16 protein-coding genes are annotated in these 21485 nt (G+C 76.5%); 12 read left to right on the plus strand and 4 right to left on the minus strand.

The annotated features are described in order from the left end of the window. Positions 1-12 precede the first annotated feature (12 nt). The 4 genes from R3E88_10930 (at position 13) to R3E88_10945 (ending at position 2248) form a co-directional block, all read left to right on the plus strand. A complete protein-coding gene (locus R3E88_10930) occupies positions 13-279 on the plus strand; it encodes a phosphopantetheine-binding protein (GenBank protein MEZ4216981.1) in 267 nt (88 codons plus the stop codon). A 124-nt stretch (positions 280-403) separates the two neighbouring features. Then, positions 404-883, plus strand: coding sequence for a hypothetical protein (locus tag R3E88_10935; protein ID MEZ4216982.1), 480 nt, complete (start codon positions 404-406; stop codon positions 881-883). Between the two features lie 110 nt (positions 884-993). Continuing rightward, the gene (locus R3E88_10940) at positions 994-1260 is read left to right on the plus strand and encodes a phosphopantetheine-binding protein (protein MEZ4216983.1); all 267 of its coding nucleotides are present in this window, start codon (positions 994-996) and stop codon (positions 1258-1260) included. A gap of 4 nt (positions 1261-1264) precedes the next feature. Then, the gene (locus tag R3E88_10945; protein ID MEZ4216984.1) at positions 1265-2248 is read left to right on the plus strand and encodes a hypothetical protein; all 984 of its coding nucleotides are present in this window, start codon (positions 1265-1267) and stop codon (positions 2246-2248) included. On the opposite strand, the gene R3E88_10950 is transcribed toward R3E88_10945, so the two are convergent. Then, positions 2200-2976 (minus strand): beta-ketoacyl synthase chain length factor, encoded by a 777-nt coding sequence (locus R3E88_10950; GenBank protein ID MEZ4216985.1) that lies wholly within the window; start codon positions 2974-2976, stop codon positions 2200-2202. The genes R3E88_10945 and R3E88_10950 overlap by 49 nt on opposite strands. Position 2977: 1 nt before the next feature. Next, positions 2978-4204, minus strand: a complete 1227-nt coding sequence (locus R3E88_10955; GenBank protein ID MEZ4216986.1) for a beta-ketoacyl-[acyl-carrier-protein] synthase family protein — start codon at positions 4202-4204, stop codon at positions 2978-2980. Positions 4205-4421: 217 nt separating this feature from the next. Between R3E88_10955 and R3E88_10960 the strand changes: the two genes are divergently transcribed. The 8 genes from R3E88_10960 to R3E88_10995 all read left to right on the plus strand — a co-directional run bounded on the left by R3E88_10960 (position 4422) and on the right by R3E88_10995 (position 14702). Continuing rightward, on the plus strand, positions 4422-6008 hold the full coding sequence (locus R3E88_10960) for a tryptophan 7-halogenase (GenBank protein MEZ4216987.1): 1587 nt from the start codon (positions 4422-4424) through the stop codon (positions 6006-6008). A gap of 48 nt (positions 6009-6056) precedes the next feature. Further along, entirely contained in the window at positions 6057-6944 is an 888-nt protein-coding gene (locus tag R3E88_10965; protein ID MEZ4216988.1) for a lysophospholipid acyltransferase family protein, read from the plus strand. Then, positions 6941-7228, plus strand: a complete 288-nt coding sequence (locus R3E88_10970) for a phosphopantetheine-binding protein (GenBank protein ID MEZ4216989.1) — start codon at positions 6941-6943, stop codon at positions 7226-7228. Before R3E88_10965 ends, R3E88_10970 begins: the two co-directional genes overlap by 4 nt. Next, positions 7225-10092, plus strand: a complete 2868-nt coding sequence (locus R3E88_10975; GenBank protein ID MEZ4216990.1) for an AMP-binding protein — start codon at positions 7225-7227, stop codon at positions 10090-10092. The genes R3E88_10970 and R3E88_10975 overlap by 4 nt, the downstream gene beginning before the upstream one ends. Further along, positions 10089-10856, plus strand: coding sequence for a 3-oxoacyl-ACP reductase FabG (gene fabG / locus R3E88_10980; GenBank protein MEZ4216991.1), 768 nt, complete (start codon positions 10089-10091; stop codon positions 10854-10856). The genes R3E88_10975 and fabG overlap by 4 nt, the downstream gene beginning before the upstream one ends. Before the next feature lie 393 nt (positions 10857-11249). Next, complete coding sequence (locus tag R3E88_10985; protein MEZ4216992.1) at positions 11250-11891, plus strand: response regulator transcription factor; 642 nt, start codon at positions 11250-11252, stop codon at positions 11889-11891. A gap of 236 nt (positions 11892-12127) precedes the next feature. Beyond that, the gene (locus R3E88_10990; GenBank protein ID MEZ4216993.1) at positions 12128-13408 is read left to right on the plus strand and encodes an ATP-binding protein; all 1281 of its coding nucleotides are present in this window, start codon (positions 12128-12130) and stop codon (positions 13406-13408) included. Between the two features lie 73 nt (positions 13409-13481). Then, positions 13482-14702 (plus strand): SDR family oxidoreductase, encoded by a 1221-nt coding sequence (locus R3E88_10995; protein MEZ4216994.1) that lies wholly within the window; start codon positions 13482-13484, stop codon positions 14700-14702. Positions 14703-14730: 28 nt separating this feature from the next. On the opposite strand, the gene R3E88_11000 is transcribed toward R3E88_10995, so the two are convergent. Together R3E88_11000 and R3E88_11005 are read right to left on the minus strand one after the other, a co-directional pair. Further along, positions 14731-15687, minus strand: a complete 957-nt coding sequence (locus tag R3E88_11000) for a hypothetical protein (protein ID MEZ4216995.1) — start codon at positions 15685-15687, stop codon at positions 14731-14733. Further along, the gene (locus R3E88_11005) at positions 15684-20483 is read right to left on the minus strand and encodes a BatD family protein (protein MEZ4216996.1); all 4800 of its coding nucleotides are present in this window, start codon (positions 20481-20483) and stop codon (positions 15684-15686) included. Before R3E88_11005 ends, R3E88_11000 begins: the two co-directional genes overlap by 4 nt. Positions 20484-21485 lie beyond the last annotated feature (1002 nt).

A 21485-nucleotide genomic window follows, 5' to 3' on the forward strand; every position in this document is an offset into this window, starting at 1 on the left:
CCAGGAGGCAGCGTGGAGCTCGCGGCACTCGAAGCCGAGATCAAGAAGCTGATCGTCGAGACCCTGATGCTCGAGGACGTGACGCCCGAGGAGATCGTCTCGACCGACCCGCTCTTCGGCGAAGGGCTCGCCCTCGACTCGATCGACGCGCTCGAGCTCGCGCTCGCGCTCGAGAGCCGGTACGGCGTCACCGTCGAGGAGGACGCCGAGCAGAACCAGCAGATCTTCGCGAGCGTGCGCGCGCTCGCGGAGTTCGTCGAGCGAAGCCGGGCCGCCTGAGCCCCGGCCGCGCGCGCCCGTGCCCGGCGACCGCGTTCCCGCCTCCCTCTCCCGCGACCCCGGCGGCGCGGCTCCCGCGCGCGCATGGCCGCCGCCCTCCGCGCTCCTCCCGCACGCGGGCCGCATGGCCTGGCTCGACCGCGTCACACACCACGACGGCGACGGCACGGCCTGTGAGGCGATCGTGCGCGCAGACTCGCCGCTCGCCGACGCGCGCGGGCGCGTGCCCGGCGTCGCGGCGATCGAGTGGATGGCGCAGTGCGCGGCCGTGCACGCGGCGCTCGCGCTGCGCGCGGCGGCGGCCCGCGGTACGACGCCGCCGGCCGAGAGCGGCGCGGATGCGACCCCGGCCGAGAGCGGGGCGTCCGCTCCGCCGGCTGCGCCCTTCGCGCGCGTGCTGCTGCTCGGCACGCGCCTCCTCGCGCTCGAGCGCGCCTTCTTCGCGGCCGGCGAGCGCGTCGTCGCGCGCGCGCGCCCGGCCGCGGCTGCGACGAGCGGCCTCGTCGCGTTCGACGCGGAGCTCGCCGACGCGACCGGCGCCGTCGTCGCGCGCGCGCGACGGAACCTGATGGCCGAGCGCGCGGCGCCGCGCGCGCGCACCTGAATGGAATGGCGCGGGGCGTGCGGCCCGGTGCGCGCGGGCTCGCGCCGTCGGTCCCGGGCTAACGTCGCGCGCGCGGCCCGCCGCGCCGCGAACGGAGGACGCGCTCCCGCATGCCCGCACCCGGCCTCGACCTCGACGCGCTGACGCGCTTCATCTTCGCGACGCTGCGCGACGAGCTGCTCGCCGCGAGCGACGGCTTCACGGCGCAGAGCGATCTCGTCGACGCGGGCCTCGACTCGCTCGCGGCGACGCAGCTCCTGCTCGCGATCGAGGAGCACACGGGCGTGTGGGTCGACGAGAGCGTGCTGACGCCCGAGAACCTCGCGAGCAGCGAGGCGCTCGCGCGCTGCGTGCTCGCGCGCGTCGCCGAGGCCTAGCCGGGTGGCCGCGGCGTCGGCCGCGCCGGCCTGGGTCGCGCGCGCGGAGCGCGGCACGCTCGCGGCCGCGCGCTTCGGCCTCGCGCTCTACCGGCTGCTCGGCCGGCGCGCCTTCCAGGTGGTGCTGCTCGCGACGACCGCCTACTTCCTGGCGACGGGGCGCCGCTCGCGCGAGGCGTCGCTCGCCTTCCTGCGCCGCGTCGCCGCGCACCCCGACGCGACGCCGTCGCTCGGCCGGCCGCCCGGCTGGCGCGACGCCTTCCGCCACTCGCACGAGTTCTCGACGCACGTGATGGATCGCGTCTGTCTGTGGATGGGTGCGCTCGACGAGCTCGACTTCGCGCACACGGGCGCCGACGCGCTGCGCGCGCTCGAGGAGGCGTCGGCGCGCGGGCGCGGCGCGATCTTCCTCGGCTCGCACTACGGCAGCTTCGACATGCTGCGCATGCTCGCCGACCGCTTCCGCGTGCCCGTGAGCGTCGTGATGTACACGGCGAACGCGCCCGTGATGCAGGCCGTCACGGACCGGCTCGCGCCCGGCGTCGCGATGAACGTGATCGCCGTCGCGCCGGGCTCGCCGAAGGCGACGTTCGAGATCCGCGCGCGGCTCGAGCGCGGCGAGGTCGTCGCGATCCTCGCGGATCGCGCGGGCCCGGCCGACGCCGAGCGCACGGTCGACGTCGACTTCCTCGGTGCGCCGGTGCGCCTGCCGCGCGGGCCGTTCGAGATCGCGCTCCTGCTGCGCTGTCCGCTGCTCGTCGCGACCGCGCGCCGCGTCGGCGACGCGACCTACGAGGTCGGCGTCGAGCCGTTCTACGACGGGCGCGCCGTGCCGCGCGCCGAGCGCGAGCGCGCGGTCGCGACGCTCGCGCGCGCGTTCGCCGCGCACCTCGAGCGCCTCTGCCTCGAGGATCCCTTCCAGTGGTTCAACTTCTACGACTACTGGGGCGACGGCGGCGCGGGCTCGCCGCCGCGTTCGAAGACGTAGCGGCGCCGCGCGCCGAGGGCGAGCGGCTCGCTCGCGCCGGCGAGCCACCAGCGCGCGAGCTCGAGGGCCTGCGGCCAGGCGAGCGGTGCGCTGCGCTCGGGGGCCGCGGCCGCGCCACCGGGTGCGATGCGCAGGCCGATCGCGTCGGGGTCCGCGTCGTCGGCGCGTCGCAGCAGGAACGAGACGGCGTAGGCGCTGGCCGGCTCGTCGACGAGCGGCAGCAGGCGCGGCGGCAGCGGCTCGTCGGCGATCGTGACGAGCACGGCGGCGCCCGGTGCGCGCTCCATGTGGGCGAGCGCCTCGATCCACGCGCACGCGCACGTGTCGGCTTCGCCCGCGAGCGAGCTCGACGCCTCGCGGTTGCCCGCGGCGATCGAGTAGAGCCCGGCCTGCGCGTTGTGCACCGAGTGGCTGAACTGCATCGGCGACACGGGCTCGCCGCCCGTGATGCTCGCGAGGATCTGCACGGCGACGTGGATCGCGCCGTGCCGCGACGCGAACACCGTGCGGACGTCGGCGCGCAGCGTCTCGCCGCAGGCCTCGAAGGCGCTGCGGAGCATCATCTTCGTGAGGCGCGTGCAGCGGCGGCGGACCGCCGCGGGGATGAACGGGATCTCGGGCGCGCCCTCGTGCGCGAGCGGGTGCGGCGCGCGCGCCCACGCCTCCCAGCTCGCGCGCGTCTCGAGCCCGGGCGACCACGCGGCGAAGCCGTCGATGCGCGCGCGCATGCTAGGCGCTCCCCGCGGCCGCGTCCTCGCGCAGGACGAGCGTGCAGTTGTTGCCGCCGAAGCCGAAGGAGTTGGTCATCAGCGCGGCGGGCGCGCTCGCGTCGACGCGCGCCTCGCCGCCCGGCGGCGGCGCGTCGACGAGCCGGATGGGCGCGAGCGCGGGATCGCGCTCGCCGTCGAAGACGTGCGGCGGGAGCGGCAGCGAACGGCCGCGGCGGTGCGCGAGCGCGAGCCAGCAGAAGGCGAGCTCGGTCGCGCCCGCGGCGCCGAGCGTGTGGCCGACGAGCGACTTCGTCGAGCTGCACGGCACGCTGGCGCCGAGCACGTCGGCGACCGCGCGGCTCTCCATCGCGTCGTTCAGCTGCGTCGCCGTGCCGTGCAGGTTGAGATAGGCGATCGCGCTCGGCGTGAGGCCCGCGTCGGCGAGCGCGCCGCGCATCGAGGCCGCCGCGCCCGCGCCGTCGGGATCGGGCGCCGACATGTGGTGCGCCTCGCTCGACTCGCCCACGCCCGCGAGCTGGATGCCGCCGCGCGCGCGCGTCACGAGGAAGACGGCCGCGCCCTCGCCGAGGGTGAGGCCGCTGCGGTTGCGGCTCATCGGGTTGCACGGCCGGTCGGAGATGGCCTGGAGCGACGCGAAGCCGTTCATCGTGAGCCCGCAGAGCGAGTCGGAGCCGCCGGCGACGACGGCGTCGCACAGGCCGAGGCGCAGGAGCGAGCGCGCGGTCGCGAAGGCGCGCGCGCTCGACGAGCACGCGGTCGACAGCGTGAGCGAGGGGCCGCCGAGCCCGAGCCACTCGGCGACGAACCCCGCCGTGCCGCCGAGCTCGAGCTGCGGGTAGCGGAACTGCTTCGGCAGCGCGCCCGCGGGCCCCGCGCGCGCGATCGCCTCCTCGCACTCCGCGCTCCCCGACGTGCTCGTCCCCATCACGACGGCGATGCGCTCGCTCCCGAACGCGGCGATCGCGTCGCGCACCGGAGTCTCGATCTCCTCGAGCGCCGCCAGCGTGAAGGCGTTGTTGCGGCAGTCGTAGTCGGCGAGGGCGGCCGGGATCTTCGGCAGGTCGACGTCGACCGAGGCGACGAACATCGGTCGCGTGCGCGGCAGGTCGTCGCGCCGCCGCAGCGCGCTCGCGTCGCCGGCCGCGACGCGTCGCCACACGGTCTCGCAGCCGCGGCCGAGCGCGTTGACGATGCCGAGCGCCTCGAGGCGACAGCCGTCCTGCATCGCGTCGTACGCCTCCTCGTGCGGCCCTTCGTCTCCGCGAGCGCGGGAGCCGGGCCCGCCGCGCCGCGAATCGTGGCGCATCGCGCGCGGCGCATTCACACTACCCCGAAGCGCGTGCGGACGGAACGAGGCGGCGGGAGCCCGGCTCCGGCGGCGCGCGGTACGGGGCTCGGGACGGGACCCGCGCGATCCCCACTCCCCGCGCTCCTCAGGATGGATGGGCGATCCGGACGTGCAAGCGGCGCGACTCGACGTGGCGATCATCGGAGGCGGGATGGCGGGCGGCACGCTCGCGCGCCAGCTCGCGCTGCGCATGCCCGACCTCCACGTCGGCGTCTTCGAGCGCACCGACGAGGCGCCGCACAAGCTCGGCGAGTCGATGGTCGAGCTCTCGTCGAACTACTTCGTGCGCAAGCTCGGGCTCTCGTCCTACCTCTACGATCGCCAGTACCCGAAGAACGGGCTGCGCTTCTTCTTCGACTCGCCGTCGCTCGACCAGCCGCTCGCCGCGATGAGCGAGATCGGGAGCGAGGCGCTCCCCTTCCATCCGGCCTTCCAGATCGATCGCGCGACGCTCGACGCCGACCTGCGCGCCATGAACGCGCGCGCGGGCGTGCGCGTGCGCACGGGCGTGCGCGTGCACGACGTCGCGCTCGGAGAGGGGGGCGAGCCGCACCGCTTCACCGCGACGGGGCGCGACGGCGCGGAACGCTTCGAGGCGCGCTGGCTGCTCGACGCGAGCGGGCGCACGCGCGTCGTCGCGAAGCTGCGCGGGCTCCACGAGCCGGAGCCCGGGCTCGCGAACGCCTCGGCGTGGGGTCGCTTCGAGGGCGTGGCCGACGTCGACGCGCTCGGCGACGGCGCCTTCCGCGAGCGCGTGCGTCACACGACGCGGCGTCTCTCGACGCTCCACTTCCTGCGCGAGGGTGCATGGGTGTGGCTCATCCCGCTGCGCGGCGGCGTCACGAGCGTGGGCATCGTGTGCGAGGCCGCGCGCTGGCGGCCCGAGTGGCGCACGCCGGAGGGGCTCCTCGGCATGCTGCGCGAGCAGCGCGCGCTCGCCGAGCTGCTCGCGGACGCGAAGGCCGTCGACACGGGCGCGTACGCGCGGCTCGCGTATCGCACGAAGCGCTTCTTCTCGCGCGACCGCTGGGGGTGCACGGGCGAGTCCGCCTGCTTCACCGACCCGTTCTACAGCCCGGGCGCCGACTTCATCGCGCTCGAGAACGACATGCTCTGCGACCTCGTCGAGCGCGACCGCGCGGGCGAATCGCTCGACGCCGTCGGCGCGCGCGCCGACCTGTACGACGCGTTCATGCGCATGCGACAGGAGGCCGCGCTGCGCCTGTACCGCGGGCAGTACGGGCTGCTCGGCTCCTACGAGCTGTGCAAGCTCAAGTGGGACAACGACGTCGGCGCCTACTACAACCTCTGGGTCGACGCGTACATGCGCGATCTGCACCTCGACGAGGCGTGGCTCCGCGGCCAGCTCGCGCAGCAGCCCTTCGTGCTGCGCGCGCTCGACAACTTCGCGGCGCTGTTCGCGAAGGTCGAGGCGGAGGTGCGTCGCCGCGGCGCCTATCACGCGCGCAACGCGGGCGAGTGGAACAACGGGCGCGACTGCCTGTGGTTCATGGGCGAGGTGGGTCAGCCGCGCGACGAGGCGCGCGTGCTGGCGCTGACCGAGGAGATCTTCCAGCGCGTCTTCGCGCGCGCGGCGGCGCTCCACGACGAGGGGCGGGCGCCCGCGTCGCGCCCGCCGCGCGCACTCGCGTCGTTCCTGGGGCCGAAGCCGCTCCTGTAGGATGCGCGACGCCGCCGCGGGCGGCGCGCCGGGGTTGGGATCCGCGACGTGAAGGCGAACGGGACGGGACGATCGGGAGGGGCCGCGCACGGCGTCGCGCGCGAGCGCGCCGATGCGCCGTCGCGCAGTGGGCCGGGCTCCGCGCTCGCGCGCGCGGCGTCGCGGGCGTGGCGCTTCGCGGCGACGGGCGTCGGGCTTCCCGCGTTCTACCTGGTCGCGTTCGCCGTCGGGCTCACGCTCGCGCCGTACGCGCTGCTCCGCTTCCGCCGCAACCGCGCGCTCGCGGCGATCTGGCTGCGGACGCGCTTCTGCGCCTTCTACCGGCTCTACTTCCGCGCGATCGAGGCGGCCGGCGTGATGACCTACCGCGTCGAGGGCGCCGAGCGCCTGCGGGCGCCGAACGCGCTCGTCGTCGCGAACCATCCGACGGCCCTCGACGCGGTGGCCGTGCTGGCGTGCACGACCTCGGCGCTCTGCGTCACGAAGAAGGAAGACTGGTGGAATCCGACGCTGCGCATCGCGCTCGATGCGTCGCAGATGATCCCGAACACGGGCGGGCGCGACGTCGTCGCGCGCTCGGTCGCGGCGCTCCGCGGCGGCGAGACGCTGGTGCTGTTCCCGGAAGGCACGCGCTCGCCGGCCGGCGGCAAGCACCCGTTCCGGCGCGGCGCCGCGCACGTCGCGCTCGAGGCGCGGCGCGACGTGCTGCCGGTGCTCGTCACCTGCACGCCGCCCGTGCTCGGCAAGCGCCAGCGCTGGTGGCGCATCCCGCCGCGCGCGTTCGAGCTTCGGCTGCGCGTGCTCGACCCGGTGCCGATCGCCGACTACGCGCGCGCCGACCTCCCGACGCCGCTCGCGGCGCGCATGCTGACGCGCGCGCTCGACGAGCTGTTCGCGAAGGAGCTGCAGCGCGCGCTCGGGGAGAGCGCGTCGTGACGCGCGCGCCCGATCGCGCACCCGACGGCACGCGCGCGCTCGAGGTCGTGCGCACCGTGCTCGAGAGCGACTTCGGCATCGCGCGCGATCTCGTGGTGCCGGCGGCGCGCCTCGCCGACGACCTCGACTTCGACAGCATCGACGCCGTCGACCTCGCCCATCGCCTCGAGGACGTCCTCGACATCGCGTTCGCCGACGACGTCTTCGAGCGCGTCGAGTGCGTGGGCGACATCGTGGCGCGCATCGACGAGTGCCTCGCGTCGCGCGAACGCGGCGACGCATGAGCCTGCGCTTCACGAGCCTCGCCGACCTCGCGTGCAGTGGCCGCGAGGCGAGCGCTCCGGTCGCGTTCGCGCGCGCGGGAACGCCGGGCGGCGACGCGACGTTCGGCGACTTCGCGCGCGACGTCGGCCTCGCGGCGCACGCGCTCGAGGCCGCGGGCGTCGCGCCCGGCGCGCGCGTCGCGCTCTTCGAGGACGACCCGTACGCGTTCGCGACGGGCCTGTTCGGCGCCTGGCATCGCGGCTGCGTCGTCGTCGTGCCGCCGAACGCGCAGCCCGGGGCGCGCGAGCGCCTGCGCGCGCGCGTCGCCGCGACGATGGGAGCGAACGAGCTCGCCGGCGACGGCGTCGCGCACGTCGCGCTGCCGGCGTCGCCTGCGCCGTCCGCGCGGCGCGCGGCCGCCGGCGCGGAGCTCTCGCGCCTCGCGCCGCTCGACCGCGAGGCGCCCGCGCTCGAGCTCACCACCTCGGGAACGACGGGGGAAGGCAAGGCGGCGACGAAGCGGCTTCGCCATCTCGACGACGAGGTCGCCGCGCTCGAGCGGGCCTTCGGCGCCGCGGTCGCGGGCGCGCGCGTGTACGCGACGGCGTCGCACCAGCACCTCTACGGGCTCCTCTTTCGCGTGCTCTGGCCGCTCGCGGCGGGTCGGGCGTTCTCGCGCGAGCGGCTCCTGCACGCGGAAGAGGTGCTGCCGCGACTCGCCGCGGAGCCGAAGAGCGTGCTCGCGAGCGTGCCCGCGCACCTCGCGCGGCTCGAGAGCGCGCTGCGCGCCGAGCGCTTCGCGGCCGTCGACTGCATCGTGTTCTCGTCGGGCGGCCCGCTCGGCGCCGAGACGGCGCGCGCGTTCGAGGCCGCACTCGGCGATGCGCCGATCGAGGTGTTCGGCTCGACCGAGACGGGCGGGGTCGGCCATCGCCGCCAGCGCGCGCGCGCCGCGGCCGCCGCAGGCGGCGTCGCGTGGACGCCGTTTCCCGGCGTCGAGCTCGCCGTCGACGCGGCGACCGAGCAGCTGTGCGTGCGCTCGCCCGCGGTGAGCGAGGGCGGGCCCACGGGCTTCCGGATGGGCGACCGCGCGCGCATCGACGCCGACGGCCGCTTCCACGTGCTCGGCCGCGCCGATCGCGTGCTGAAGATCGGCGCCAAGCGGCTCGCCCTCCCCGAGATGGAGGAGCGGCTGCGCGCGCATCCGGCGGTCGCGCGCGCGGCGCTCGCGGGCGTCGAGCAGGCGGGGCAGGAGCGCGTCGGTGCGGTGATCGTTCCGAGCGCGGAGGGCGAGCGGCGCATCGCGGCGGGCGGGCGCGCGGCGCTCGGCCGCGAGCTCGCCGACCACCTCGCGCGCGACTTCGACCGCGTGCTCGTGCCGCGCGTCTTCCGCTACGTGCGCGCGCTGCCGGAGGACGCGCAGGGCAAGACGCCGGCCGCGGCGCTGCGCGCGCTCTTCGAGCAGCGACCCGAGGACGTCGAGTCCGTGCTCGCGCTCGCGCCCGCCGTCGCGGCGCGCGCGGCGGACAGCGCCGCGGCTCGGGGTGGCGACGCCGCGCCGCGGGTCGAGGACGAGCGGCGGGGTGAGGACGCAGGCGTCGACTGGCTCGAGCGCACGCTCGCGCTCGACGCGCGGGTCGCCGTCGTCGACGGGCACTTTCCCGGTGCGCCGCTCGTCCCGGGCGTCGCCGCGCTCGCGTGGGCGGCGGACGCCGCGGCCGACCTGCTCGGCGGCGGCGCGACCGGAGGCGAGGTGCTCGCGGTCGAGCGGGTCGAGGCGCTCAAGCTCGCGAGCCCGATCGAGCCGCCGGCGCGCGTGCGGCTGCGCGTCGAGCGCAGGCGTGCGAACGGGGCGGCGCCGCGCGCCGCGGGCGATGCGCCTTGGCGCGTCGCGTTCCGGATCGTCGAGGAGCCGGCGCCCGAGAGCGCGGGCGGGCTCGGCGCCGCGGGCGCGGACGGTGCCGCGGGCGCAGACGGCGCGCGCGAGCTCGCGAGCGGCCGCGTCTACCTCGGTCCCGCGGCCGACGCTCCGACGCATCGCTGGCCGCGCATCCGCCCCTGCCTGCTGATCCCGATCTACGACCACGGCGCGGAGATCGGCGACGTGCTCGAGGGGCTCGCGCGCTACGGGCTCGACTGCCTCGTCGTCGACGACGGGAGTGGCGAAGCGACGCGCGAACGGCTCGATGCGCTCGCGGCCGCGCTTCCCTGGGTGCGCCTCCACCGACGCGCGCGCAACGGCGGTCGCGGCGCCGCGCTGCGCGATGGCTATGCGCTCGCGGGTCGGCTCGGGTTCACGCACGCGCTGCAGCTCGACGCCGACGGACAGCACGACGCGGGCGACGTCCCGCGCATGCTCGACGCCGCGAACGCGCACCCCGATGCGCTCGTGCTCGGCCGGCCGCTCTTCGACGCGAGCGCGCCGAAGAGCCGCCTCTACGGGCGCAAGGTGTCGCAGGTGTTCGTGTGGCTCGAGACGCTGTCGTTCGCGATCCGCGACCCGCTCTGCGGCTTCCGCTGCTTCCCGCTCGCGCCGACGCTCGAGCTGCTCGACCGACACCCGCTCGGCGACCGGATGGACTTCGACCCGGAGGTCGCCGTCCGGCTCGTCTGGCGCGGCGTGCCGGTCGTGAACGTCGCGACGCGCGTCGTCTACCGCCCGGGTGGGCTCTCCCACTTCGAGCCCGTCGCGGATACGCTGCGCATCGCGCGCGCGCACTCGCAGCTCGTGTTCGGCATGCTGCCGCGCGCGCCGCTGCTGCTCGCGCGCGGCGCGTGGCGCGCGTTCGCGGACGCGGCGCCCACGGCGCCTGCGCGGGGCGGGCGGAGCGAGCGCGCCGGGCACCCGGCGGCGCCGCGCGAAGCGCGGGGGAGCGGCGGATGAGCAGCGAGCGGAGCGGCCCGGCATCGGCCAGCGGAGACGCGCCGCGGCGCGCGCTCGTCACGGGCGGGAGCCGCGGCATCGGTCGCGCCATCGCGCTCGCCCTCGGCGGTGCGGGCTTCGACGTCGCGGTCGCCTACCGCGCGCGCGCCGACGCGGCCGACGAGGTGTGCGCGCAGATCGCGGCGGGCGGCGGCCGCGCGCGCGCGCTCGCGCTCGACGTCGCCGATCGCGACGGCTGTGCGGCCGCGCTCGAGTCCGACATCGCGGCGCACGGACCGTACTGGGGCGTCGTCTGCAACGCCGGCATCACGGCGGACGCCGCCTTCCCGGCGATGAAGCCCGCGCAGTGGGACGCCGTGCTCCGCACGAACCTCGACGGCTTCTACAACGTGCTGCATCCCGTCGTGATGCCGATGGTGCGCGCGCGGGCGGGCGGCCGCATCGTGACGCTCTCGTCCGTGTCGGGCGTCGTCGGCAACCGCGGCCAGACGAACTACGCGGCCGCGAAGGCGGGCATCATCGCGGCCACCCGCTCGCTCGCATTCGAGCTCGCGAAGCGCGCGATCACGGTGAACAGCGTCGCGCCGGGGCTGATCGAGACCGACATGATCGAGGGCGCGCCGGTCGACGCGCTCCTCGCCGGCATCCCCATGCAGCGGCTCGGCCGCCCCGAGGAGGTCGCGGCGGTCGTCGCGTTCCTGTTCTCGGAGGGCGCCTCGTACGTCACCGGCCAGGTCGTCGGCGTGAACGGGGGCATGGCCTGACGGGTCGCGCAGGTGCGCGCGCGGTCGCTGCGGCCGCGCGGCATCCGGATTTCCACTGAGACATGCGCGCCCGAGCGCTGCTCGGGGCTTCTCACGCGCCCGGACGGGAACCCCGCACGGCGCCGATCGACGCCGATCGGGCCGTGCAATGGCCCCGTGCCGCGCGCGTTCGGCGCCACGGATTGCGTCCGAAGTGGAATTCGTGCGCCGGCGCTGAAGCTAGGCGGGTCGTCTGCCGATAACCGATGGCGAATTGCAGCCTCGGTGTAATACCTCGACCTCTACGGGAATGCCCCAATGGATCGAACGAGGGGTACCCGTAAGGCTGGGGGCGATGGGGATCGAACGCGCGCGCCGGTCGCACGGCGCGAGCCAAACGGGGGGTGGAGAGGAATGACGACGATCGTCGTCGCGGACGACCACAAGATCGTTCGCGAGGGGCTGGTGAAGCTGCTCGAGTCGCGGGGCGACCTCGAGGTGGTGGGCGAGGCGTCCGACGGCGAGGAAGCCGTCAACATGGTGCTCGAGAAGCAGCCGGACGTCGTGCTGATGGACATCTGGATGCCGCGCCTGTCGGGCATCGACGCGACGCGGCGCATCGGGAAGCGCGGGTCGGAGGCCAAGGTGCTCGTGCTGTCGATGCACGAGAGCCGCTCGTACGTGGAGGAGGTGCTCCGCGCGGGCGCCGCCGGCTACGTCGTGAAGAGCTCGGCGACCTCGGACCTGCTCCAGGCGATCGATGCCGTGAACACGGGGCAGTCCTATCTCTCTCCCTCGATCACGCAGCAGGTCGTCGACGCGATCGCGAATCCCGATTCGTCCGCGCCCTCCGGCGTCTCGATGCTGACGGATCGCGAGCGCGAGGTGCTCCAGCTGATCGCCGAGGGGCTCTCGAGCAAGGAGATCGCCGGCGTGCTCGGCGTCTCGCTCAAGACGGTCGACTCGCACCGCTCGAACCTCATGGAGAAGCTCGACATCCACAAGGTCTCGGGTCTCGTGCGGTTCGCGATCCGCGCGGGTCTCGTCGAGCCGTAGCGCGCGGCGCGCGCCCGATCGCGCGACCGACGGCGAACGACGGCCGCTGCTCCACCCGAGCAGCGGCCGTCTGCGTTGCGCATCGCTTCCGGCTTCGACCCCATGCGAACGCTCCAGTATTCCTAAAGCGATCTCCCTCCCGAGTCGAAAGGAGGCGGTCTGCAGCGTCCTCCGCACCGCCGTCCGGTGGAGTCCGCGGAGCGCGCCGCGCAGGTGCCGCGAAACGGGGGGGAGTCGTGCTCCACGGTGCACTCGAACGGATCTCGACCGAGCTCGGCGACGCGCCCGGCGCGCGGGTCGCGCCGGCGATCGGCCGGGCACTCGCCGTACTCGGTCGCGCGACGCACGCGGATGCGGTCGCGCTGTGGACGTGCGGCGCCGGCGCGAGTGCGGAGCGCTTCGCGGCCTGGTCCGACGGCGCGCCGCGCCGAGCGCGCCGCGCCCCGCGCCTCCCCCTCGATTCCCTCGACTGGGCCCGCGCGCAGCTCGCGAGCGGTGCTCTCGTCCGCGTCCGCGTCGGCGGCGGGCTCCCCGAGAACGCCGCCGCAGAGCGCGCCTTCCTGTGCGAGCAGCGCATCGTCGCCTGGGCGCTCGTCCCGCTGCTCGAGTGCGGCCGCCTCGTCGGCGCGCTCGAGCTCGTCTCCCACTCCGTCGGAACCGGCTTCGAGGACGAGGACGCGTCGCTGCTCGCGATCGCCGCGCGGCTCTTCCAGTCGGCGCTCCGCCGCGAGCGCGACGAGCTGCGCGCGCGCGACGCCGAGCGGATGGCCGCGCTCGGCCGCGCGACCGCCGGCGTCGCGCACGACGTCAACAACGTCCTGACGGCGATCCGCTGCTACTGCGACCTCCTCGAGAAGCAGGTCGCGGACGACGCGCGCGCCGACGTCGCCGAGGTGCGGGTGGCGGCCGAGCACGCCGCCGCGATCGTCGATCAGCTCGTGCGCTTCGCGCGCCGGCCGGTCGGAGCCGCGGGCGCGAGCCGCGCCTCTACGCGCCCCGCCGAGGCGCTCGCGTCGCTCGAGCGGCTGCTCGCGAGCGTGGCCGGGGAGCGCGTCGCGGTGGCGGTCGACACGCACGACGGCGGCGCGCGCATCGCGCTCGCACCGCCGGCCTTCGACCAGCTCCTCGTCAACCTCGTCTCGAACGCGCGCCATGCGATGCCCGACGGCGGGCGTCTCGCGATCTCGACGCGCGCATGCGCGCTCGATGCGCGCACCGCGCGCCGCCTCGCCCTCGCGCCCGGCGACTACGTCGTGCTCGAGGTCGCCGACACGGGAGCCGGCATGGATGCGACCACGCGCGAGCGCCTGTTCGAGCCGTGGTTCACGACGCGCGCGGGTGCGGGCGGGAGCGGCATCGGGCTCGTCACGGTCGCCGCGATCGTCGAGGAGGCGCAGGGTGCGATCGAGGTCGAGAGCGCGCCCGGCTGCGGCGCGCTCTTCCGCATCTGGCTCCCGACACCGCGCGTCGCGCGGAGCGCACGCGCGCGCAGCGTCTCGAACGCCGCGCCTCTGTAGGCCGTCGCGCCGTTCCGGTAGCCTCCCTCGCCGTGCGTCGCGCTCCGCGGCGCCGTCGGCGGGAGGACCGGCCATGCCCGACGCCCTGCGCGATTGGCTCGACGACGTCTTCCGCGATCGCCCGCGCTGGATGAACGTCGCTCTCGTCTTCTGCGCGTACATGGCGTTCGTGTACGTGCCCTGGGATCTCTTCCTCAAGCCGGTGGCGTGCGACGAGGAGGTCTGGTTCGGGCTCCTCTTCCGCGGCCACGCGGCGAAGGTGCTCGAGATCCCGCACTGGTTCGTGTACGGCGCGCTCGCCTACGGACTCCGCCGCATGCGGCCCTGGGCGGGAACGCTCGCCGCGCTCTACAGCGCGCAGATCGCGTTCGGCATGTTCGTGTGGAACTTCCGCGAGCTCGAGGGCGTGCTGCTGCCGCTCTTCCTCGGGACGTTCGGCGCGGTTCCCTTCGTCCTGCTCGCGGTCGCGTTCTGGACCTCGACCGCCTTCCAGACGCCGCGCCCGAGCCTGCGCGACCGCTACGGCGACTGGGCGCTCGTCACGGGGGCCTCGGCCGGGATCGGCGCCGAGTTCGCGCGCGCGCTCGCTCGCGACGGGATGAACGTCGCGCTCTCGGCGCGCCGCGAGGATCGGCTGCGCGAGCTCGCGACGGAGATCGAGGCCCGCTTCGGCGTCGAGACGCGCGTCGTCGCCGCGGATCTCGCGACGCCCGACGGCGCCGAGCGCCTCGCGCGCGAGGTCGAGTCGCTTCCCGTCGCGGTGCTCGTGAACAACGCGGGCGTCGGCTATGCGGGTCGCTTCGACGCGCAGGACGCGTCGCGCATCCGCGCGCTCGTGCAGACGAACTGCACCGCGCCCGCCGAGCTCGCGTGTCGGCTCCTGCCGGGCATGCGCGAGCGCGGGCGCGGCGCGGTCGTCTTCACGGGCTCGGTCGCCGGGCGCCAGCCGCTCCCGCTCCACGCTGCGTACAGCGCGAGCAAGAGCTTCGACAACCTGCTCGCCGAGGCGCTGTACGTCGAAACGCGCGGGACGGGCATCGACGTGCTCTCGCTCGAGCCGGGCTCGACGGTGAGCGAGTTCCACGACATCGCGGGCGAGCTCCCGCACGAGGGCGAGCCGGCCGACCGCGTCGTCGCGACGGCCCTCGACGCGCTCGGGCGCCAGCCGTCCGTGGTCTCGGGATGGTTCAACTATCTGCGCGCGACGCTTCCGCCCCGCATCCTGTCGCGCACGCAGCTCCTCTACATCGCGCGCGACGTCGTGCGCGGGCAGACACCCGAACGTCTTCGTTAGGCGCGGCGCGGGCGGCGCGCCGTCCGCGTCAGAGCGGCTCGACCGGCGTGACGCCCGAGGCGGCGACCCACACCTCGCGTCCGTTCGCGAGGCGCACGCGCACCCACGGGCTCCGGTCCTCGAGCAGCGTCACCTCCGTGCCGGCCGGGAGCGGCTCGGGGAGCGCGCGCGGCGCGAGCGAGGAGTCCGCCGCGCGCGCGAGCGTCTCGTCGAGCGTGACGACGGCCGGGCGCGCGTCGCCGCGGCGCGCGTCGAGCGCGAGCGACCCGGTCAGGAGGAGCCACGCCGTGGCGGCGACGGCCGCGCCCGCGCGGAACGCCGCGTGTCCCGTGCGCAGTCCGAGCGCGAGCATCGCACCGGCGATTGCGAAGGCGCCGGCGCCCGCGAGGGCGCGCGCGCTCGGCGAGATGCGGCGGTGGAAGGCGAGCGTGTCGAGCAGGCCGGCCGGCGCGGGCCGCGGAACCCATGCGGGAAGCTGCGCGCGCGCGTGGTCGAGGTTCTGCAGGGCGTCGGGGAAGGCGCGGTCGAGCGCGAGCGCGCGTCGATAGGCGAGCACCGCGGGTCCGAGGTGTCCGGCCTGGAGGGCGGCGTTGCCGAGGTTCGTGTAGAGGGAGGGGTTGTGCGCGCCCTCCGCGGCCGCGCGGGCGAAGCCCCGCTCGGCGCGCGCGAAGCCGGCGATCCGGGCGCCGCGCTCGCGCTCCTCGAGCGCGCGCGCGTAGTCGTCGAGCGCGCCCGCGATCGCGGTCTCGCGCGGCGCGACCGCACCGTCGCGATCCCCCACCGCGCCCTCCTGCGACGTCGCCGCGCCGGCGCGGTCTCCCGAGGCGCGCTCGATCGCTTCCGTGCGCGGCGGAGCGGCGTCGGCCGTCGTGGCGTCCTGCGCGCGCACCGGTGCCGACGCGAACGCCGCGGCGGCGACGGCGGCGAGGACGACCCGCGTCGCGAGCCGCGCGCCCTCGCGCAGCGGGCGGGCTCGCGGCGTCATCGCGCGGCCTCGGCGAGCGCGGCCGCGCAGGCGCGCGCGCGCTCGCGGAGCGCCTCGGGAAGCGGGTCGCGCGCGGTCGTGGGCGGCGCATAGCTTCGCGCATCGAGCTCGCCGAGCAGCGCGTCGAGCTCGGGCGTCGCCGCGCTCGGCGTCTGCGCGAGCATCGCGCGCAGCGCGCGCGCGATCCGCTCGGCCGCTTCGCGCTCGGGCAGGTCGAGCGCCCGCGCGACGTCGCGCTCGGCGTGCGCGCTCGCGCGCCGCCGCTCGAGCACTTCGGGCGCGACGCCGCGCCGGCGCCGGTCGATCCAGGCGACGCCGACGAGCCCGGCGCCGAGCGCGTACAGCGACGCGAGCGCCGGCAGCGAGCTGCGGCCGCCCGGGCGCTCGTCGCGCGCGAGTCGAGCGACGTCGCGTTCGACGGCGAGGTTCGCGCCGGCCACCGGCCATGCCGCACCGGCGGCGCCGGTCGCTCGGGCGTCGCGGGGCTCGTCGGACGTGCGCGCATCCTCGTCTCGCGCGCCGGCCTCGTCCGCACCCGCCGCGCGCGCGTCGTCGTCGCGCCGCTCGACGGCGTCGGCACCCACGATCTCGGCCTCGGTCACCGAGAGCGCGATCGGCCGCGAGCGCGTCGTCTCGAAGCGCCCGCTCTCCGGGTCGAACCACGTGTACTCGAGCGACGGGATCTCGCGCACCGCGCCGTCGAGCACGCGCACCATCACCTCGAAGTGCTTGCCGGCTTCGTCGACGACGCCCGTCGGCGCGTCGTCGGGAACGCGGAAGTCGGCGGCGTCGAGCAGGCCCGGCGCGTCGAGCGGCGGGAGGCCGGCGGTCGACAGGTCGCCGTCGCCGCGGAGCGTGAACGAGAGCGCGATCGGTTCGCCCACCTGGACGACGCTGCGGTCGGCGCTCACCTCGAGCGCGAAGCCGCGCCCGATCGCGCCGGCGAACGTCGCGGGCCGGCCCTCCGCGGGCACCTCGCGCGCGGTGACCGATGCGGGCGCGCTGCTCGCCATGATCTTGCGCGACGCGGTCGCGCGGCGCTGACGGAAGAGGTCGCGCCGGAACTGCGTGCCCTGGTCGACGACGACCGTCGCGGGCGGCGCCGCGACCGCGCCCGGAGCGAGCGCGATCATCGTGCGCGGCGCGCGCACCACGAGGAAGCGCCGGCCGTCGCGCGTCGCCTCGCGCGATCGCGCGGGGATCAGCAGCGTCCCCGTCGCCGTCTGGACCTGGAGCTCGGTGTTCGCGTCGGCGGGCGGATCGTCGAGGAAGCGCAGCTCGGGCCGGGCGAAGAGCGGGACGTCGATGGCGTAGGAGACGAGGTCGCGCTGCAGCTCGCGGTCGATCCACAGCTCGAGTGCGATCGGAACCTTCTGGCCCACGACCACCGGGCCCTCCGGCAGCGCGACCTCGAGCGCGAGCGCATCGCTCGTCGGCACGCTGCGCACGTCGAGCTCGAGGGCCGCGGTCGCGCGCTTCTCCGCGCCCTGCTCGACGACGAAGGCGCCGACGTGCGCCGCGCCCGCCGTCGTCGGCAGGAAGCGGAACTGGTAGACGAACGTGACGCTGTGCGAGCTCGTCATGCGTCCGTTCACGATCGAGAAGGAGCGCGACACGTTCGGCGAGACGCCGAGCAGCTCGAGCGTTCCCCCGGCGACGGCCGGCGCGGCGATCGAGGGCTCGGGCTCCTCGTCGAAGCCTTCGGCGACGACGTCGATCTCGATCGGCTCACCGAGGTAGTGCGGCCCGCGCGCGACCTGCACCTGCACCTGCTGTGCGGCGGCCTCGCTCGCGGGCGCGACCACGGCCGCGAGCACGCCGACGAGCGCGACGGCGCGCATCGCGCCGAGCGCGACGGCGCGCGCACGGCGCCGCGCTCCGCGCGCGCGCGCTGCGAACGGGGATCGCGATCGGGTTGCGTGCGGGTCGTCTCGGATCACCAGTCCTTGTCCACCGGCGCGTCCCGGGTCGGGCCGCGCGCGCGATCGCGGCGGCGCTGCGCCTCGCGGTCGCGCACGCCCTGCAGGAGCTGTGCGGGATCGCGTCCCGCCGGCTCGCGATTCTCGCGCGCCCGGTCGTTCTCGTCGCCGCCGCCGGGCTGCGGAGCGCTCGGCTGGGGCTCGTCTGGACCGGCGCCTTCCCCGCGCTCGGGCTGGCGGTCCGGCTGTTGCTGCTGCTGCGCGCCGGGAGGAGGCGGCGGCGGCGCGAGCAGGGCGAGCGCGCGCTCGAGCGCGTCCATCGCCGCCGCCTGCGGTGCGCGCGCGGGAGCGAGCGGCTGCGCATCGTCCCCGAGCACGGCGGCCGACTCGCGCATCGCGAGCTGCGCGGCGACGACGCGCTCGCCCGCGAGCCGCAGACGCGTCGGCTCGTCGAGCGCCGCGGGGTCGGGCTCGGCCTCGGAGTCCGTACCCGGCGCCGGAGGCGAGGCCGGCGTCGCGGGCTCGCCGGCGGCCGCGCGCTCGCGCGCCTGCTCCGCCTGCGACGCGAGTGCGTCGCCGATCTCGCCCGCGCGTTCGGCGAGCGCGGTCTGCGCGGCGGCGAGCGCGCCCGCCCGCTCGCGCGTCGCATCGCTGCGCGGCGCGCCGCCGGGCGCCGCCTCGCCTCGCGCGGCGGCGCCGGGAGGGCTTCGGCGTCGGCCGTCGCCGCGCCCGCCGCATCGTCGGCGTCGGCCGTCGCCGCGCTCGTCGCATCGTCGGCGCCGGCCGTCGCCGCGCTCGCCGCGCGCGCGCGCCGTCGTCGGCGGCGAGGGCGACCGCGTCGAGCGTGCGGTCGGCGAGCGCCTGCTGTGCGCGCAGCGCCTCGCGCACGTGCTCGGCGATCGAGAAGAAGAGCGCGCGAAGGCGCGAGAGGTCGTCGGCCGCGCGCGTCGCGTGCTCGCCCGCGGCCGGCCACGTCGGGGGCGACGCCGCGAGCGCCTGCGCGGCGAGGTCCATCGCGGCGCGCGCCTGCGCGGCGAGCTCGCGCGCCGCGGCGAGCCGCGCGCGCTCGGCGTCGATCTGCTCGGGGCTCGGCGCATCGGCAGCCGCGTCGCCCGGGCCCGCGCCCCCGCCGTGCGCGTCGTCGTCGGGTGCCGCGGCCTGCGCCGCCGCGCGCTCGGCCGCTGCGTCGAGCGCGGCATCCTCGCGCTCGACCTCGGCCGCGATGCGCGCGGCGCGCTCGACGTTGTGCGCCTGGAGGTCGCGGAGAGTGTCGGCGAGCTCGTCGCGCGCGCGCGCGAGCTCGGCGTCGTCGGCGCGCGCCGCGGACGCGATGCGCCGCTCGTCCGCGTACGCGGCTTCGACGAGCTCGCGCAGCCGGAAGAAGCGCTCGCGCGCCGCGCCGATCGCGGCCGCGGCGCGCGCCGTCGCGTCGAGCGCCTCGGCATGGCGTCCGGCCTCGACGAGCGCGGGCGTCGCTTCGAGCGCGCGCGCGGCTTCGTCGACGTCGGGCGCCGCGGCGGCCATCGTGGCGAGCGCTTCCGCCTCGGCGTCCGCTTCGGGCGATGCGCTCGGGGAAGCGGCTCCGTTCGGCGCGTCGCCGTCGTCGTCGCCCGACGCGCCGCGCTCCCGCTCCGCGTCGGCGCGCTCGCGCGCGATCGCGAACCGCGAGGCGAGCTCGCGCATGCGCTCCGACGCGCTCGCCGCGCGTTCGGCGACGGACTCGCGCGTGAGGAACGCGGGCAGCTCGACGGGCTCGTCGCTTCCGGGGAGCCTCGCCCCCGACTCCTTCGCCCCGAGTGCGGCCGTCTGCTGCGCGAGCGAGGCGACCTCGCCGCGCAGCACGTCGAGCTGCTCGACCGGGCCGCGCAGCACGTCGCGCGCGCGAGAGAGCTCGGCGAGCGCGGCCGCGCTGCGGCGATAGGCGCGCTCGGGACGAGCGAGCCGCAGCTGCTGGCGCGCCTGTCCCATGCGCTCGACGCTCGCATCGAGCGGGCGCAGGACGGCGTCGAGCTGCGCGCTGCGCACGGCGTCGTCGGGCGTGCGCTCGTCGTCGGTGCGCGCGGCGATCGCGTCGCGCTCGCGCGCGATGCGCTCGCCGAGTGCGCTCGCGTCGGCGAGCAGCGTGCGCTGCGCGGTGGCGGCGTCGCGCGCGGCCTGTCGGAGCGCGTCGGAGGGGGCGCTCGCGTCGCCGCGCGTCTCCTGCGCGGCGGCTTCGAGCAGCTGCGCCGCCGCCTCGGTGCGTTCGCGCTGCGCGGCGAGGAGCGCGTCGAGCTCGGACTCGAGTCCGCGATCGGACTGCTTCTCGATCCAGTCGGCGAGGATGAGCGCCTTGCGCAGGGCGACTTCGAGGTTGTGGCGCGCGTCTTCGTCGTCGGGGCGCTGGGCGCTCGCCTCGCGGAACCAGTCGGCCGCCTCGTGCAGGGCGTCGAGCGCCTGCGCCGGAGCGCTGGGCTCGACGGCTTCGGCGCGCGCCGCGGCGGCGATGCCGAGGTCGTACGTCGCGGCGAAGCGCAGCTCGAGGTCGTCGGTCGCGTCGCGCCGCGCCTCGCGCAGGAGCGGCTCGGCCGCCGCGAAGTCGCCGTCGGCGAGGAGCGCGACCGCGCGGTTGTAGCGCTCGCGCGGCGTCGGTGCGTCGGCGGGCGTCGCGCCGGCGGATGGCGCGCGGCCGGCATCGGCCTCGGATCCGCCGCCCTCGTCCGCCGCGCTCGCGTCGCTCGCGTCGTTCGCGTCCTTCGCGTCGGCCGAAGGGAGGAGCGCGTCGCTGGAGGAGGGCGTCGCCGCCTGGGCGCGCGCGGCCGGTGCGACGGCGGCCGCGGGCAGGAGTGCAGCGGCGAGCAGGCCGGCCCGCGCGTCGTCGCGCCGCGCCGCGCCGCGCACCGGCGGCGCCGGCGCCGCCCGCGGCGACGGCCGCGCTCGCGACGAGCGCGGCGAGCGCGGCGAGCACGCACCACGGATACAGCTCGTCGCGGATCGTCCTCCCGCGCTCGTCGAGCTGGCCGCGCGTGAGGCCCGCGATGTGCCGGTCGTAGATCGACGCGAGGTCGAGCACGCCCGTTCCGGCCGGGACGTAGGCGCCGTCGGTCGCGAGCGCGATCGCGCGCAGCAGCTCGCCGTCGAGGCGGCTCACGACCGGGCGGCCCTCGGCGTCGCGCAGGAGCGTGCGCGCGCCGGTCTTCGGATCGGTGATCGAGATCTCGCTGCCCGCCTCGTCGCCGAAGCCGATCGCGATGATCTTGATGCCCGCCGCGGCGGCGTCCTTCGCCGCGTCGAGCGCGAACGAGTCGTGGTCCTCGCCGTCGGTGATGAGGATGAGCGCGCGCTGCGCGGGGCCGGCCTCGCCCATGCCCGCGATCGCGGCGCGGATCGGGGCGGCGAGCTTCGTGCCGCCGCGGCCCGCGCTCTGCGGGCCGACCTCGTCGAGCACGAGCCGCAGGAAGCTCTTGTCCGGCGTCATCGGCGAGATCACGCTCGCGCGCCCGGCGAACGCGATCAGGCCGACGTGGTCGTTCTCGAGGTAGGAGAGGAGGTCCGCGAGGTCGGCCTTCGCGCGCTCGAGCCGCGAGGGCTTGGCGTCGTCGGCGATCATCGAGCGCGACACGTCGAGCGCGATCATGATCTCGGCGCCGACGCGCGGCGTCGCCACGTGTCGCAGCCCCCACTGCGGGCGCGCGAGGGCCGCGATCATCGCGAGGCCGGCGAGGCCGAGCAGCAGCGTGCGCGCGGTGCGCCGCCACGCCGCCGGCATCGCGACGAGGCGCGCGCGGAGCGACGGGCCGACGAGCTGCTCGATCGACCGGCCGCGCCGCCGCTCGAGCGCGACCAGCAGCGCGACCAGCGCGAGCCACGGCCACGCGAGGTGCAGGAGCGCGGGATGCGCGA

It is taken from the genome of Myxococcota bacterium, assembly GCA_041389495.1.
Lineage (GTDB): Bacteria > Myxococcota_A > UBA9160 > UBA9160 > UBA4427 > JAWKRT01.